This is a genomic window from Vibrio gigantis (genome assembly GCF_024347515.1).
GTDB classification, from domain to species: domain Bacteria; phylum Pseudomonadota; class Gammaproteobacteria; order Enterobacterales; family Vibrionaceae; genus Vibrio; species Vibrio gigantis.
The window spans coordinates 2,985,886-2,999,178 of sequence record NZ_AP025492.1 but is presented as its reverse complement, the minus strand read 5'-3'; the positions used below and the strand labels follow the sequence as shown (position 1 = coordinate 2,999,178).

Genomic DNA, 13,293 nt, shown 5'->3' with positions numbered 1-13,293 from the left:
AGCGAGAGAACACATGTGGGTTGGCATTATTAGCCTTTTTCCTGAAATGTTCCGTTCTGTTACTGATTTTGGAGTAACAGGTCAAGCGGTTAAAAAAGGTCTTTTATCTATTGAGACATGGAATCCTCGTGATTTCACTCATGATAAACATCGCACTGTTGATGATAGACCTTACGGTGGTGGTCCTGGCATGTTAATGATGGTTCAGCCTTTGCGCGATGCTATCAAAACAGCCAAGCAAGCAGCACCGGGAAAGACGAAAGTGATCTATCTTTCACCTCAAGGTCGTAAACTCGACCAAAAGGGTGTTGAAGAGCTGGCAACAAACGAGAATTTACTTCTTATTTGTGGTCGCTACGAAGGGGTAGATGAGCGCATCATTCAATCTGAAGTTGACGAAGAATGGTCGATTGGAGATTTTGTGATGACGGGTGGCGAACTGCCAGCCATGACGCTGATTGATTCAGTATCTCGGTTTGTTCCGGGTGTACTTGGAGATTTCGCTTCAGCAGAAGAAGATTCTTTTGCAAATGGTTTGCTAGATTGTCCCCATTATACGCGCCCTGAGGTGCTAGACGATAAAGATGTGCCATCGGTACTCAAGTCTGGAAACCATAAGGACATTCGTCTCTGGCGATTAAAACAATCGTTGGGCCGAACTTGGCTAAGAAGACCAGAACTCCTGGAAAACCTAGCTCTGACTGACGAACAGGAACAATTACTGGCTGAATTCATTAAAGAGCAACGCTCTTAACGAAAAGCAAGCAGTAACCTATTAAATTTAGTATCAGTTTATTCTAGGAATTTATACAAATGAGCAACATCATCAAGGCTCTTGAAGAAGAGCAACTAAAATCAGACCTTCCTAAATTCGCACCAGGTGACACTGTTGTAGTTCAGGTTAAGGTAAAAGAAGGTGACCGTGAGCGTCTACAGGCTTTCGAAGGCGTTGTAATCGCTATTCGTAACCGTGGTCTACACTCTGCATTCACAGTTCGTAAGATCTCGAACGGTGAAGGCGTAGAGCGTGCGTTCCAAACTCACTCTCCAATGGTTGATAGCATCGAAGTTAAACGCCGTGGTGCAGTACGTCGTGCCAAGTTGTACTACCTACGTGAGCGTTCTGGTAAGTCAGCTCGTATTAAAGAGAAGCTTACTAAGAAGTAATTCTTTTTGCATTCTATCGATAAAAGCGGAGCCATTTGGCTCCGCTTTTTTGTGCCTGCTAGTTAGAGCTTTGAAAGTAAAAGATCCCCAACTCGTTCGCTCCTCACTCTTACGGATGACGACTGGAAAGTAGGCTTAAATGCAACCGTCATTCCCTAGACTGACGAAGGAGTAGGGAATCTCTTTTGGCAAACACCAAACTATCGGCAATAAAAAAGGATTGACGCAAACGCCAACCCTTTAATCATTTTTCCGAATCTCGAATCTCGAATCTCGAATCTCGAATCTCGAATCTCGAATCTCGAATCTTAGTACTGATCTTCCGACCAACCATCGCTATCCGACATATCTGGTGCGCCAGCGATGCTGTTCTCTTCGTCTGCCCATTCACCGAAATCAATCATCTGACATTGCTTGCTGCAAAACGGGCGGTGTGGGCTTTGTTCACCCCATTCAACGTCAGTATTACATTGAGGGCATTTAACGATGGTGATTTTCTTCGACATAGTGATTCTTAATTTGAGGGATAATAATAGTGAGTTTAGGCTCGAGTGAGGACTCAAGCCAAATTATAAAAGGAAACTAATTAGGTGCAGATCGCCAATTCAAACTCGATATCTTGAGTACAGGCTTGCCCCGTCTCAAAGCTCATGAACTTAACAGCAAAGCGGTTTTTGTGACCTGAGATCATAGGGTAGGCACCGTATTGCATTGGAATAGAAAGACGAAGGATATTCGCTTCATCGGCATCGCTCTGAAAGAAGCCAGCACGAGCTATTTGCTCTTTGAAGTGACCCGTTTCTCTGGTTAGCTTTAACCATAGTGTTAGCGCTTCATACAAAGGCTGTAGGCTATCCATCCAAGCTTTAGCATCTCTCATTCTCTTATCGAGCGGAAGGTGCAGCCAATAATGCAGTGCGGGTAAATCAAAGCAGCATGAACCACCTGGAAGATTGAAGCGTTGGCGAATCGCACTTAGAAAGCGGTCTTCCTTCAGTGATTGTCCGAAACGCTCTGCCTGCATCAGATCACGGTAGATATTACCAATGTCAGTAAGCAATGATGTCAGCATCTCCTGATCGACACCTTCAACATCTAACCAACTTTTGTAGGTTACACGTTGCTTCTCAATATCTTTTGCGAGTTCGCTCTTGAGTTGGATCTGTTCGAAGATTTCAATCAGATCAAAGATGGAGCGGAAAAAGAGTTGATACTGTTGAGCATCGGAAAATGTAGAAGACAAGTGTAACTGCCTCAAGAGTGACTCGACTCTTAAGTAGATGCGTGTTTTCTCATTTAGAGGATGTTCAAATTTGTGGGTGATCATCGAGCAAACCTTCATTCAACATTGTTCTATTCTGACCCATCTACTGCACTGATTGCCAGATACTTTTGATGTAAATCTGTGATTTGAGGCAAAAGTTCTTGGTTTTTAGTATGGTTTTTAATCACATCATCTGCAACTGCTAAGCGTTGTTCTCTTGAAGCCTGTGACTTTAAAATTGATGCAACTTGTTCCCTAGAAACATTATCACGATTCATCGTTCGTTCTATTTGTACTTCTGCTGGCACATCAACGATTAATACGCGATTGGCCATACCTTGCATTTGGTTTTCAACCAATAACGGTGCGACTAATAAACCATACGGGGATGTGATTTTAGACAGGTCACTGTCAATTTTGTCACGGATCATGGGATGAAGAAGATCATTGAGCCACTGCTTCTCTTTAGGGTTTGAGAAGATCAGCTCACGCAGCCTACTTCGGTTGAGTGTTCCATCTTCAAGTAAGATAGACTCACCAAAGTGTTCTGTAATCTGCTTTAAGCCGTCACTGCCTAGAGCGACTACTTCACGTGCCACAATATCAGCATCGACAATATCAATGCCAAAGTGTTCGTTGAATAGGTTAGCTACGGTCGTTTTACCACTGGCGATACCGCCACTTAATCCAATAATGATTGCCATGGTTAAATTCCTAATACAGAAGTGAAATACCAACCCATGATGTCGTTACCCCACAATAGGCTTACCCAACCAGCAATCGCGAGATAGGGACCAAATGGAAAGGCTTTATCGATGCCTTGTTGTTTTAAGCGAAGTTGAATCAAACCAAATACAAGGCCAACAAGCGAAGATAACAGGATGATCATTGGTAGATGCTGCCAACCAAGCCACGCGCCAAGTGCCGCTAAGAGTTTAAAGTCACCGTAACCCATGCCTTCTTTGCCCGTTAGTAGTTTGAACAGCCAATAAACAGACCATAGAGCTAAGTAGCCAACCATTGCACCAACCACAGAATCTTGCAGCGATACTGGGCTGACATTGAACAGTGCTAAAGCGATACCAGACCAAACCAAAGGTAAGGTGATTTGATCAGGCAGCAGCATGGTGTCGAGATCGATAAAGGTCGCCGTAATCAATGCGAAAGTGAAAAAGATCAGTGCAATAGCGTAGAAACTGAAACCAAAGTGGCTCGCGACTACGGTACAAAGGATTGCGGTAAGCAGCTCGACCAAAGGGTAGCGAGCACTGATTGGACTAGCACAACTGTGACACTTGCCCTTTAAGAACAACCAGCTTAATACTGGAATATTGTCGATAATTCTTAATTGGGTTTCACATTTCGGGCAAGTCGAACGTGGAATACTTAGGTTAAATTTCCCTTCAGGTACTGGGATTTTATATTGAGAGAAATACTCCGAGCACTCTTGTTGCCACTCTCGCTCCATCATAATCGGTAAGCGGTGTATGACTACGTTGAGGAAGCTGCCGATAAGAAGGCTAAAAATGAAAGCTAATACGGGGAATAGCCAAGGATAGTAGTGAAATACTTCCATAGTGTCCTTTACCACTTGATCTATATGAGCAGAAGTTTGCTACTCATGGGTGTTAAGTTGCTTTTGGCTATCCTAACACACTCATAAGATTAAAGATCGGTAAGTACATCGCAACCACAAGCCCGCCAACAACCGTACCCAAAAATACGATGATCAATGGTTCTAAAATTTTGCCTAAATTGTCGACGGTGTTGTCTACTTCAAACTCGTAAATGGAAGCGACTTTGTTGAGCATATCATCAAGGTTGCCCGACTCTTCACCAATCATCACCATCTGCAACACCATTTCAGGGAAGGCATTGGTATTGCGCATCGCGATATACATTGGCATGCCTGCTGCGGTTTCTCGGTGAACCTCAATGATTGCTGATTCATAATGCAGGTTTCCTGAGGTTTTGGCTGTGGTTTTTAGGCTCATTAAAATAGGAATACCGGAACTAAAGCTTGTTGATAAGGTTCGGCTGAATTTGGCTATTGAGGCTTTAGCTAATACGCCACCGAGAACAGGGAAACGCAATCCTAGCCGACTGACAGACAGTCTGAACGAGTGGGAGCGCTGGCACAGTTGGTAAATAATCAGGACAAGAAGTCCGATGCTTACAGCCGCATAAAAACTGTAAGCCTGCATCCAATGGGAAAGGTAGAGTACTTGCTGAGTAAACCAAGGTAAGTCTGCACCAAAGCCTGAAAACATCGACTCAAACTCCGGAATGACCATCGTCAGCATTAAATAAGAAACGGTCAGTGCAACGGTGACCACCATCGCGGGGTAAATCAGTGCTTTGACGACTTTAGATTTTAGTTGCTCGCTCTTTTCTCGATAAGTCGCTAAGCGTTCAAACACTTGCGCAAGGTTACCGGACAATTCACCTGTCGCGACCAAGTCGGTGTAGAGGTCATCAAAGTGGCGGCTTGCGGTTCGCATCGCTTTTGAGATTGGTGTTCCGGCTTCTACACCTTTGCAGATGTGCGATAAAATTGATTTCATTTCTGCTTTACGGTGATTGTCTGATACCAACTTTATCGCTTGTACGATGGGGACACCGGTGGCGAGCATAGTCGCAAGTTGCCGAGTTAAAATTGTGATGTCTTTGGCTTTGACGCGATGTGTTAAACGAGTGACGGCTGAAATACTTTTCTTTTTGATTTTCTTAATTTGAATATGTTGTTCTTTGAGCTTTTCTCGCACTTCTAATTCGGTAAGCGCTAAGGTTTGTCCTGACACTTTCTTGCCTGAGCTGTTAATACCTTTCCAGTGATAGCTTTTTAATTGTGATTGTTTGGACTTGCTACTCATTGATGCTCCATTGGGTTATATGTACAGAACACGTTGCAGTTCTTGATAGCTGGTGGTGCCTTCAAGCAATTTATCCAGACCTGACTCTTGCAGTGTTCGCATGCCTTCTCGACGCGCAAGGTCTTCAATTGCTAGCGCATTGGGTTTATTGATAAGGCTGTTTTTGAGTTTGTCGGTAAAAGGCATCACTTCATAGATACCCACTCGACCTGAATAGCCTTGATTACACTCATTACACCCTTGAGGGGTGGCTTTATAGATGGTTTGGCTGTTAGGGATAGAGTGGCGCAGAAAGATGTCCGGAGAGTCGTCATTTTTTTTGCAATGGTTGCACAAGCGTCTTGCCAGTCGCTGAGCGATAATTAAGCTTAATGAGGACGCTAAGTTAAATGGTTCAATACCCATGTGGGCGAGCCGAGTGACGGTTTCCGCTGCAGAGTTAGTATGAAGAGTCGAAAGCACCAAGTGACCGGTTTGCGATGCTTTGATGGCGATCTCTGCGGTTTCTAAATCACGAATCTCACCCACCATTACCACATCGGGATCTTGTCGTAAAAACGAGCGCAGTGCTTCAGCGAATCCGAAACCGATCTTTGGTGTGACCTGTACTTGATTGATACCACACAGGTTAATCTCCACTGGGTCTTCAGCTGTAGAAATATTGCGTTCAGTGGTATTCAGTACTCGAAGGCCTGTGTATAGGGAGACGGTTTTTCCGCTGCCGGTTGGCCCTGTCATCAAGATCATACCTTGTGGGCGTTTAAGGGCATTAAGGTAGAGAGCTTTTTGATCGTCGCTGTAACCAAGCTTGTCGATATCGAGATTGGCCGCACTGCTATCGAGCAGCCTCAGTACGATCTTTTCCCCCCACAAAGTCGGTAGCGTTGATACGCGCATATCAATCGCGAGTTCATCATTCAAACGGAGCTTAATGCGTCCATCTTGGGGTAAGCGACGTTCCGCAATATCAAGCTTGGCGAGAATCTTCAAGCGAGCAGATAACCGGCGACTTAAATGAGAGGCGGGTTGCTGAATCTCGACAAGGATGCCATCGCAACGCAGGCGCACGCGATAGTGCTCTTCGTAAGGTTCAAAATGAATATCTGATGCACCCTTACGCACCGCATCAACCAGTATTTGATTGATAAATCGGCTAACTGGAGAGTCGTCTTGGCTGAGATCTTCAATTGAAGTCATCTCATCGTCAGAGACTTCAACGAGATTGGCGAGTTCATCTTGGGTGATCTCTTTACGCTTGGAGTCTTGCCCAGAAATGGAGCGGCCATACAGTTTGCGTATAGCGCCTTCTAACTCAGAATAATTGGCGACAACGAGTTCGATCTGTAATCCCGTCGCAAATCGAAAGTCATCTTCCGCTTGTAAATCGGTCGGGTCGGCTGAGGCCAGTGTGAGAGTAGAATTAGAGACTGATATAGGGATAGCACGATACTTGGTAATCAGTTCACGAAGCCCTAATTGATCACACAAGGCTTCGTAGTCAGTATTGGTTAGTTTTACTAACGGTAACCCGAAAATAGTTTGTATGTTGTTTGCTAAAGAGTCGCCGGTGAAGAAATCTAGAACGAGTAAAGCTTCGGGTGTCGAAACACCCAAAGCTTGTACATGTTCCGCCACGGCTTGTTCTTGAGTCAGGCTAAGTAAGCCAGCCTGACGTAGAACGGTTGGTAGGTTGGTTAGCAGCATTACGGGCAATAAGTATCTTGTGCTGTAGTGAGGCCTGCGTCAGAGTAACATTTGGCTTCCCAAGTGATACCTTCAGCTGCATAAGTTGCAGTCATAACATAGGTTTCACCAGTTTTAATTGGCCCTTTAGCTGCTGACGCCTTAACACGAACATCTACGGCTCCAGATGCGCTCCCGCCAATAGCTTTAATTTCCATCTTATTTAGTGTTAGCACGTCGGGAACACCGTTGTTGTCTGAAATGCAGCTAGTTTTAAATGATGCTGCATCAGATGCATTTTCGTGAGCACACAGTTCAACTGCCATCTTTACAGCAGCGGCTGCTTTTGGAAATTCTGATAGAGTCGCTTTTTTCGTATAATCTTGATAAGCCGGCACAGCAAACGCAGACAAGATTCCTATAATCGCCACCACGATCATCAATTCAATTAAGGTGAAACCTTTCTGATTTTTTCTTTTGTTATTCATTGTCTAATTCCATTCTTTAGTTTGTTTCAGCGCAAGCACTGGTTGATGGAAAGAATAGAAGTCGAAATGTAGAAGTGGAATGGTGTTCAGGTGTGGTCGCGAGTGGTTTTGTATTTATTAGTGTGGTGTTTCATATAGCGCGCAAATTTATGCGATCAACTTAAATAACGGTTTGAAATACTGATAATTAAGGCAATAAAAAAGGCACTGTCATCAACAGTGCCTTTACAGAAATTATTTATTATTCAGTCAATTACGATTTGAATCTCATTGATAAATCCATTGCTTTTAGATGCTTAGTTAACGCGCCTACAGAGATGTAATCAACGCCTGTTTCAGCGAACTCTGCAATCGTACCTAGAGTTACGTTACCAGAGTTTTCTAGTGCTGCTCGTCCTGCGTTGACTTTAACGGCTTCACGCATCATGTCTGTGGTGAAATTGTCTAGCATGATAATGTCTGCGCCCGCGCTGATCGCTTGCTCTAGTTCTTCTAGGCTTTCCGTTTCTACTTCCACTGGCTTACCTGGATTCAACTCTTTTGCTGTAGAGATAGCTTTCTCAATACCACCACAAGCGATGATGTGGTTTTCTTTGATTAGGTAGGCATCGAAAACGCCGATACGGTGGTTGAAACCGCCACCACAAGCGACCGCGTATTTCAGTGCGCTACGTAGGCCAGGAATTGTTTTGCGAGTATCTAGCAGGCGGCATTCAGTATGTTTGATTTTGTCTGCGTAGATAGCAGTAGTAGTCGCACAGCCAGATAGCGTTTGAATGAAGTTCATTGCATTACGCTCACCGGTTAATAGTGCGCGTGCTGGGCCAGTTAGGGTACAAAGCGTTTGGTTTGGTTCAACCTTATCGCCATCTTCTACGTTCCACTCGATAGCCACTTCACCGCCCAATTGCTTAAACACTTCATCAGCCCACGCTTTACCACAGAACACGCCGTGCTCGCGGGTAATGATGGTTGCGCTGTTGATTGCGTCTGCAGGGATTAGACTTGCCGTAATATCAGCCGCTGGATCTAATGTTCCGCCTAGATCTTCTTTGATGGTCTCAGCGACTGCACGAGTGATCTCTAGAGGCAGTTGCTCTTTTAAGTAGTCAAGGCGTTGGTGGCTGTTATGTGTGTTTTTCATCGCAAATCTAATCTTGAAAGGGAGTGGGAATGGAATGATACTCTTGCTTAACTTCAAATTAAAGAGGCTAGCGCGACTGCTCTATGGGCAAGGTCACATCTTATTGTGCTAGCAGAAAAGAAAGTGAGACTAAGATGACGATCAGCTCCAACGGATGGTATGACAATGCTCGGCATGTTCCTTCCCCGTATTTTGATGCTAGACCTAGTGTCGATGATGTTTCTCTGCTGGTGGTTCACAACATTAGCTTACCTCCGGGTCAGTTTGGTGGGCCTTACATAGAACAGTTTTTTACGGGCAAACTTGATCCTACAGAACATCCATTTTTTAAGGTGATTCACCAAATGGGTGTCTCGGCGCATTGCTTGATTCGTCGCGATGGGGAAGTGGTGCAGTTTGTTTCTTTCTTAGACCGAGCTTGGCATGCGGGCCAGTCGAGCTTTGCTGGGCGCGAAAGGTGCAATGATTACTCTATTGGTATTGAGCTGGAAGGCAGTGATTTTGTTGCTTACACCGAGCTGCAGTATCAAGCGCTTGCCCAATTAACAGAAACGATCGTATCGACTTTCCCTCAAATCACCACCGAGCGTATCACTGGCCATCAATATATCGCACCTCTACGTAAAACAGACCCTGGTTTGGTCTTCGACTGGCCGAAATTTAAAGGAAAGCTCAAAGCTTAAGCCTTACTTTTTGAAAAGTGCCTTGCCGTCGTAGGGCGTTGAATAATCAACGCCTAGCATAATGACTTGTGAATTTTTGTTGTTGCGATGTAAAGAAAGTGGTGAAGAGGAGAGCGTCAATAAATAGAGAGTGTGACGAGCTTATCAAACACTCATTTATTAAAACTTATTAACAGAAATTCGACCCTAAATGTGCGCTTGGTTTGATTTTTGAACAAGTGATACTAATCTTTCTGAAACAATTCATTTTTATCCTGAAACTTTCTAGCACGAATACTCCCCAAAAGTATTACTCCTGTAAATGGTAAGACCAATTTGGTTGCTGTTTTAAATTTCATTTGTTAAATCATGGTTAATTCACGCTGTGTTCTATGATGCAGGTCAATTTTGCACTGGACAGTGGCGTTTTAATTATGTTAATTTCTGCCCAACTTAAAATTGGTATTACCAATTGTCAGCGAAGAAAAAGAAGAACAACAAACTATGGCTTATCAAAGGATTCGTCAGCCAAAACTCTCCGATGTTATCGAACAAGAGTTAGAAAGGTTGATAGTGGAAGGAACACTGGCTCCAGGGCAGCAGCTGCCGCCTGAGCGCGAACTGGCGAAACAGTTCGATGTGTCTCGTCCTTCAATCCGAGAAGCGATACAACGTTTAGAAGCAAAACGCTTGCTTACTCGCCGTCAGGGTGGAGGTACGTTTGTTAGTGAAAATATCTGGAAAAGCTTTTCAGATCCTTTGCTTAATTTGTTGTCCTCCCATTCTGAAACCCAACTAGACTTGTTGGAATCGCGTCATGCGATGGAAGGGATTTCGGCTTACTTCGCGGCATTGCGTGGCACTGATGAAGACTTTGCTCGAATTCAAGCATGCCAAGAAAAAATTCGCGGCGCGCAAGATAAGGGTGATATTGAAGCCGAATCTGCAGCGGTGATGGCTTTTCTTATTGCTTTAACAGAGGCAGCGCACAATGTGGTGTTATTGCACATTGTTCGTAGTTTGGCTCCGTTACTCGAACAAAATGTCTTAGAAAATTTAAAGCTGTTGCATCGTCGTAAAGACGTTGTGGAGAAAGTGAGTATACATCGAGCTAACATTGTGGATGCGATCGTTTCAGGACAGCCAGAACAGGCTCGTGAAATGTCACACTCTCATTTAGCTTACATCGAAGAAACATTGCTGGATTTGACCAAAGAAGAGTCGCGTCGCGAACGTTCTTTACGTCGAATTCAACAGGGTAAATAGCCGTAATACTTCGGCTTTTTACGTGTTTAGTAGAATCCAACTAACAAAAAGGATAGATCGCCATGTCTGACATGAAGCATGACGTTGATGCTCTGGAAACTCAAGATTGGTTAGAAGCTCTTGAGTCAGTAGTACGTGAAGAAGGTGTAGAACGTGCACAGTTTTTACTAGAACAAGTTCTAGATAAAGCGCGTTTAGATGGTGTTGATATGGCTACAGGCATCAACACAAACTACATCAACACAATTCCAGCAGCACAAGAGCCAGCTTACCCTGGTGACGTAACTCTTGAGCGTCGTATTCGTTCGATTATTCGCTGGAACGCAATCATGATCGTATTGCGTGCTTCTAAGAAAGACCTAGACCTTGGTGGTCACATGGCTTCTTACCAGTCAGCAGCAGCGTTCTACGAAGTATGTTTCAACCACTTCTTCCGTGCTCCAAACGAGACTGACGGTGGCGATCTAGTTTACTACCAAGGTCACATCTCTCCTGGTATCTACTCTCGTGCATTCGTTGAAGGTCGTCTAACTGAAGAGCAGCTAGATAACTTCCGTCAAGAAGTTGATGGTAAAGGTATCCCTTCTTACCCGCACCCTAAACTGATGCCTGAGTTCTGGCAGTTCCCTACAGTATCTATGGGTCTAGGTCCGATCTCTGCGATCTACCAAGCTCGTTTCCTTAAGTACCTAGAAGGCCGTGGCCTTAAAGATACTTCAGCGCAACGCGTATACGCGTTCCTAGGCGACGGTGAGATGGATGAGCCAGAATCACGTGGTGCTATCTCTTTCGCTGCGCGTGAGAAGCTAGACAACCTATGTTTCCTAATCAACTGTAACCTACAGCGTCTAGACGGCCCTGTAATGGGTAACGGTAGCATCATCCAAGAACTTGAAGGCCTATTCAAAGGCGCAGGTTGGAACGTTGTTAAAGTTATCTGGGGTAGCAACTGGGATTCTCTACTAGCTAAAGACACTACTGGTAAGCTTCTTCAACTAATGAACGAAACTATCGATGGTGACTACCAGACATTCAAATCTAAAGATGGCGCATACGTACGTGAGCACTTCTTTGGTAAGTACCCAGAAACGGCTGCACTAGTTGCAGACATGACTGACGACCAAATCTTCGAACTGAAGCGTGGTGGTCACGATTCTTCTAAACTGTTCGCTGCATTCAACAATGCAAAAGAGACAGGTGGCAAACCAACAGTAATCCTAGCTAAAACAGTTAAAGGTTACGGCATGGGTGAAGCTGCAGAAGGTAAGAACATCGCTCACGGTGTTAAGAAGATGGACATGACTCACGTACAATACCTACGTGACCGTCTAGGTCTACAAGACCTACTTTCTGATGAGAAAGTGTCTGAGCTTCCTTACCTAACTCTTGAAGAAGGTTCTGCTGAGTACGAATACCTACATGCTCGTCGTAAAGCCCTACAAGGTTACACGCCTGCACGTCTGCCTAAATTCACTCAAGAATTCAAAGTTCCTGAGCTAGACGCATTCGCACCTCTACTAGGTGAACAGAAGCGTGATATCTCTACAACTATGGCTTATGTACGTACGCTAAACATCCTTCTTAAAGATAAGAACATTGGTAAGAACATCGTTCCTATCATCTGTGATGAAGCTCGTACATTCGGTATGGAAGGTCTATTCCGTCAGGTTGGTATCTACAACCCACACGGTCAAGAATACACACCTGAAGATAAAGGCATCGTTTCTTACTACAAAGAAGCAACGTCTGGTCAAGTACTTCAAGAAGGTATCAACGAGCTAGGTTCTATGGCTTCATGGGTTGCAGCGGCAACTTCATACAGCACGAACGACCTACCAATGATCCCGTTCTACATCTACTACTCAATGTTCGGTTTCCAACGTATTGGTGACATGGCATGGCTAGCAGGTGACCAACAAGCTCGTGGCTTCCTACTAGGTGCTACAGCTGGTCGTACGACACTGAACGGTGAAGGTCTACAGCACGAAGATGGTCACTCGCACATTCAAGCGAACACTATCCCTAACTGTATCTCTTACGACCCAACGTTCGCTTACGAGCTAGCAGTAATCATGCAAGACGGTATCCGTCGCATGTACGGTCCTGAGCAAGAGAATGTTTACTACTACCTAACAGTAATGAACGAGAACTACGCAATGCCAGCAATGCCAGAAGGCGCTGAAGAAGGCATCCGTAAAGGTATCTACAAGCTTGAATCTCACGCTGGTGCTAAGGGCAAAGTTCAACTAATGAGCTCTGGTACTATCATGAACGAAGCGCGTAAAGCGGCTGAAATTCTAAGCGAAGAGTACGGCGTAGCATCTGACGTATTCTCAGTAACATCGTTCAACGAACTAACTCGTGACGGCCAAGCGGTAGAGCGTGACAACATGCTTCACCCAGAAGCTGAAGAGAAAGTACCGTACATCACGACTGTTCTTGGTAAAGAACCTGCAATCGCAGTGACTGATTACATGAAGAACTACGCTGAGCAAGTACGTGCGTACATGCCAACTGAGTCTTACAAAGTACTTGGTACAGATGGTTTCGGCCGCTCAGACAGCCGTGCAAACCTACGTCGTCACTTCGAAGTTAATGCTGGCTACATCGTAGTTGCAGCTCTAACTGAACTGGCTAAACGTGGTGACATCGAGAAATCAGTAGTTGTTGAAGCAATTGCTAAGTTCGATATCGACACTGAAAAAACTAACCCGCAATACGCATAAGACTGGCATTAAGGTAGGTA

13 protein-coding genes are annotated in these 13,293 nt (G+C 44.6%); 5 read left to right on the top strand and 8 right to left on the bottom strand.

All coding sequences use genetic code 11. From position 1 onward, the window contains the following. The first annotated feature begins 13 nt into the window (after nucleotides 1–13). Both trmD and rplS read left to right on the top strand, forming a co-directional pair. Entirely contained in the window at nucleotides 14–754 is a 741-nt protein-coding gene (gene trmD, locus OCV56_RS13230) for a tRNA (guanosine(37)-N1)-methyltransferase TrmD (RefSeq protein WP_086711974.1), read from the top strand. Between the two features lie 59 nt (nucleotides 755–813). Further along, a complete protein-coding gene (rplS, locus tag OCV56_RS13225) occupies nucleotides 814–1,167 on the top strand; it encodes a 50S ribosomal protein L19 (protein WP_004735514.1) in 354 nt (117 codons plus the stop codon). 308 nt (nucleotides 1,168–1,475) lie between these two features. Here rplS and yacG read toward each other — a convergent pair whose 3' ends face one another. The 8 genes from yacG to nadC form a co-directional block, all read right to left on the bottom strand. Next, a complete protein-coding gene (gene yacG, locus OCV56_RS13220; RefSeq protein WP_019823814.1) occupies nucleotides 1,476–1,673 on the bottom strand; it encodes a DNA gyrase inhibitor YacG in 198 nt (65 codons plus the stop codon). An 80-nt stretch (nucleotides 1,674–1,753) separates the two neighbouring features. After that, entirely contained in the window at nucleotides 1,754–2,494 is a 741-nt protein-coding gene (gene zapD / locus OCV56_RS13215; protein WP_086711973.1) for a cell division protein ZapD, read from the bottom strand. A gap of 26 nt (nucleotides 2,495–2,520) precedes the next feature. After that, nucleotides 2,521–3,135, bottom strand: coding sequence for a dephospho-CoA kinase (gene coaE, locus OCV56_RS13210; RefSeq protein WP_086711972.1), 615 nt, complete (start codon nucleotides 3,133–3,135; stop codon nucleotides 2,521–2,523). A gap of 2 nt (nucleotides 3,136–3,137) precedes the next feature. Beyond that, entirely contained in the window at nucleotides 3,138–4,007 is an 870-nt protein-coding gene (locus OCV56_RS13205; protein ID WP_086711971.1) for a prepilin peptidase, read from the bottom strand. Nucleotides 4,008–4,074: 67 nt separating this feature from the next. Beyond that, entirely contained in the window at nucleotides 4,075–5,304 is a 1,230-nt protein-coding gene (locus tag OCV56_RS13200; RefSeq protein ID WP_086711970.1) for a type II secretion system F family protein, read from the bottom strand. Nucleotides 5,305–5,319: 15 nt separating this feature from the next. Beyond that, nucleotides 5,320–7,005, bottom strand: a complete 1,686-nt coding sequence (gene pilB, locus OCV56_RS13195; RefSeq protein WP_086712029.1) for a type IV-A pilus assembly ATPase PilB — start codon at nucleotides 7,003–7,005, stop codon at nucleotides 5,320–5,322. A 2-nt stretch (nucleotides 7,006–7,007) separates the two neighbouring features. Further along, nucleotides 7,008–7,475 (bottom strand): pilin, encoded by a 468-nt coding sequence (locus OCV56_RS13190; protein ID WP_086711969.1) that lies wholly within the window; start codon nucleotides 7,473–7,475, stop codon nucleotides 7,008–7,010. A 253-nt stretch (nucleotides 7,476–7,728) separates the two neighbouring features. Next, nucleotides 7,729–8,619 (bottom strand): carboxylating nicotinate-nucleotide diphosphorylase, encoded by an 891-nt coding sequence (gene nadC / locus OCV56_RS13185; protein WP_086711968.1) that lies wholly within the window; start codon nucleotides 8,617–8,619, stop codon nucleotides 7,729–7,731. 83 nt (nucleotides 8,620–8,702) lie between these two features. Between nadC and ampD the strand changes: the two genes are divergently transcribed. From ampD to aceE, 3 genes are all read left to right on the top strand, one after another. Further along, nucleotides 8,703–9,302, top strand: coding sequence for a 1,6-anhydro-N-acetylmuramyl-L-alanine amidase AmpD (gene ampD, locus OCV56_RS13180; protein WP_086711967.1), 600 nt, complete (start codon nucleotides 8,703–8,705; stop codon nucleotides 9,300–9,302). A 483-nt stretch (nucleotides 9,303–9,785) separates the two neighbouring features. Further along, nucleotides 9,786–10,547 (top strand): pyruvate dehydrogenase complex transcriptional repressor PdhR, encoded by a 762-nt coding sequence (gene pdhR, locus OCV56_RS13175; protein WP_029225519.1) that lies wholly within the window; start codon nucleotides 9,786–9,788, stop codon nucleotides 10,545–10,547. Nucleotides 10,548–10,609: 62 nt separating this feature from the next. After that, nucleotides 10,610–13,273 carry a pyruvate dehydrogenase (acetyl-transferring), homodimeric type gene (gene aceE / locus OCV56_RS13170; protein WP_086711966.1) on the top strand — a complete coding sequence of 888 codons (2,664 nt, stop codon included), beginning with the start codon at nucleotides 10,610–10,612 and terminating at the stop codon, nucleotides 13,271–13,273. Nucleotides 13,274–13,293: the final 20 nt, after the last annotated feature.

Excerpts from the sequence above, each read along its gene's own strand:
- trmD (WP_086711974.1), top strand. The coding sequence starts at position 14 with ATGTGGGTTGGCATTATTAGCCTTTTTCCTGAAATGTTCCGTTCTGTT.
- rplS (WP_004735514.1), top strand. The coding sequence starts at position 814 with ATGAGCAACATCATCAAGGCTCTTGAAGAAGAGCAACTAAAATCAGAC.
- yacG (WP_019823814.1), bottom strand. The coding sequence starts at position 1,673 with ATGTCGAAGAAAATCACCATCGTTAAATGCCCTCAATGTAATACTGAC.
- zapD (WP_086711973.1), bottom strand. The coding sequence starts at position 2,494 with ATGATCACCCACAAATTTGAACATCCTCTAAATGAGAAAACACGCATC.
- coaE (WP_086711972.1), bottom strand. The coding sequence starts at position 3,135 with ATGGCAATCATTATTGGATTAAGTGGCGGTATCGCCAGTGGTAAAACG.
- OCV56_RS13205 (WP_086711971.1), bottom strand. The coding sequence starts at position 4,007 with ATGGAAGTATTTCACTACTATCCTTGGCTATTCCCCGTATTAGCTTTC.
- OCV56_RS13200 (WP_086711970.1), bottom strand. The coding sequence starts at position 5,304 with ATGAGTAGCAAGTCCAAACAATCACAATTAAAAAGCTATCACTGGAAA.
- OCV56_RS13190 (WP_086711969.1), bottom strand. The coding sequence starts at position 7,475 with ATGAATAACAAAAGAAAAAATCAGAAAGGTTTCACCTTAATTGAATTG.
- nadC (WP_086711968.1), bottom strand. The coding sequence starts at position 8,619 with ATGAAAAACACACATAACAGCCACCAACGCCTTGACTACTTAAAAGAG.
- ampD (WP_086711967.1), top strand. The coding sequence starts at position 8,703 with ATGGGCAAGGTCACATCTTATTGTGCTAGCAGAAAAGAAAGTGAGACT.
- pdhR (WP_029225519.1), top strand. The coding sequence starts at position 9,786 with ATGGCTTATCAAAGGATTCGTCAGCCAAAACTCTCCGATGTTATCGAA.
- aceE (WP_086711966.1), top strand. The coding sequence starts at position 10,610 with ATGTCTGACATGAAGCATGACGTTGATGCTCTGGAAACTCAAGATTGG.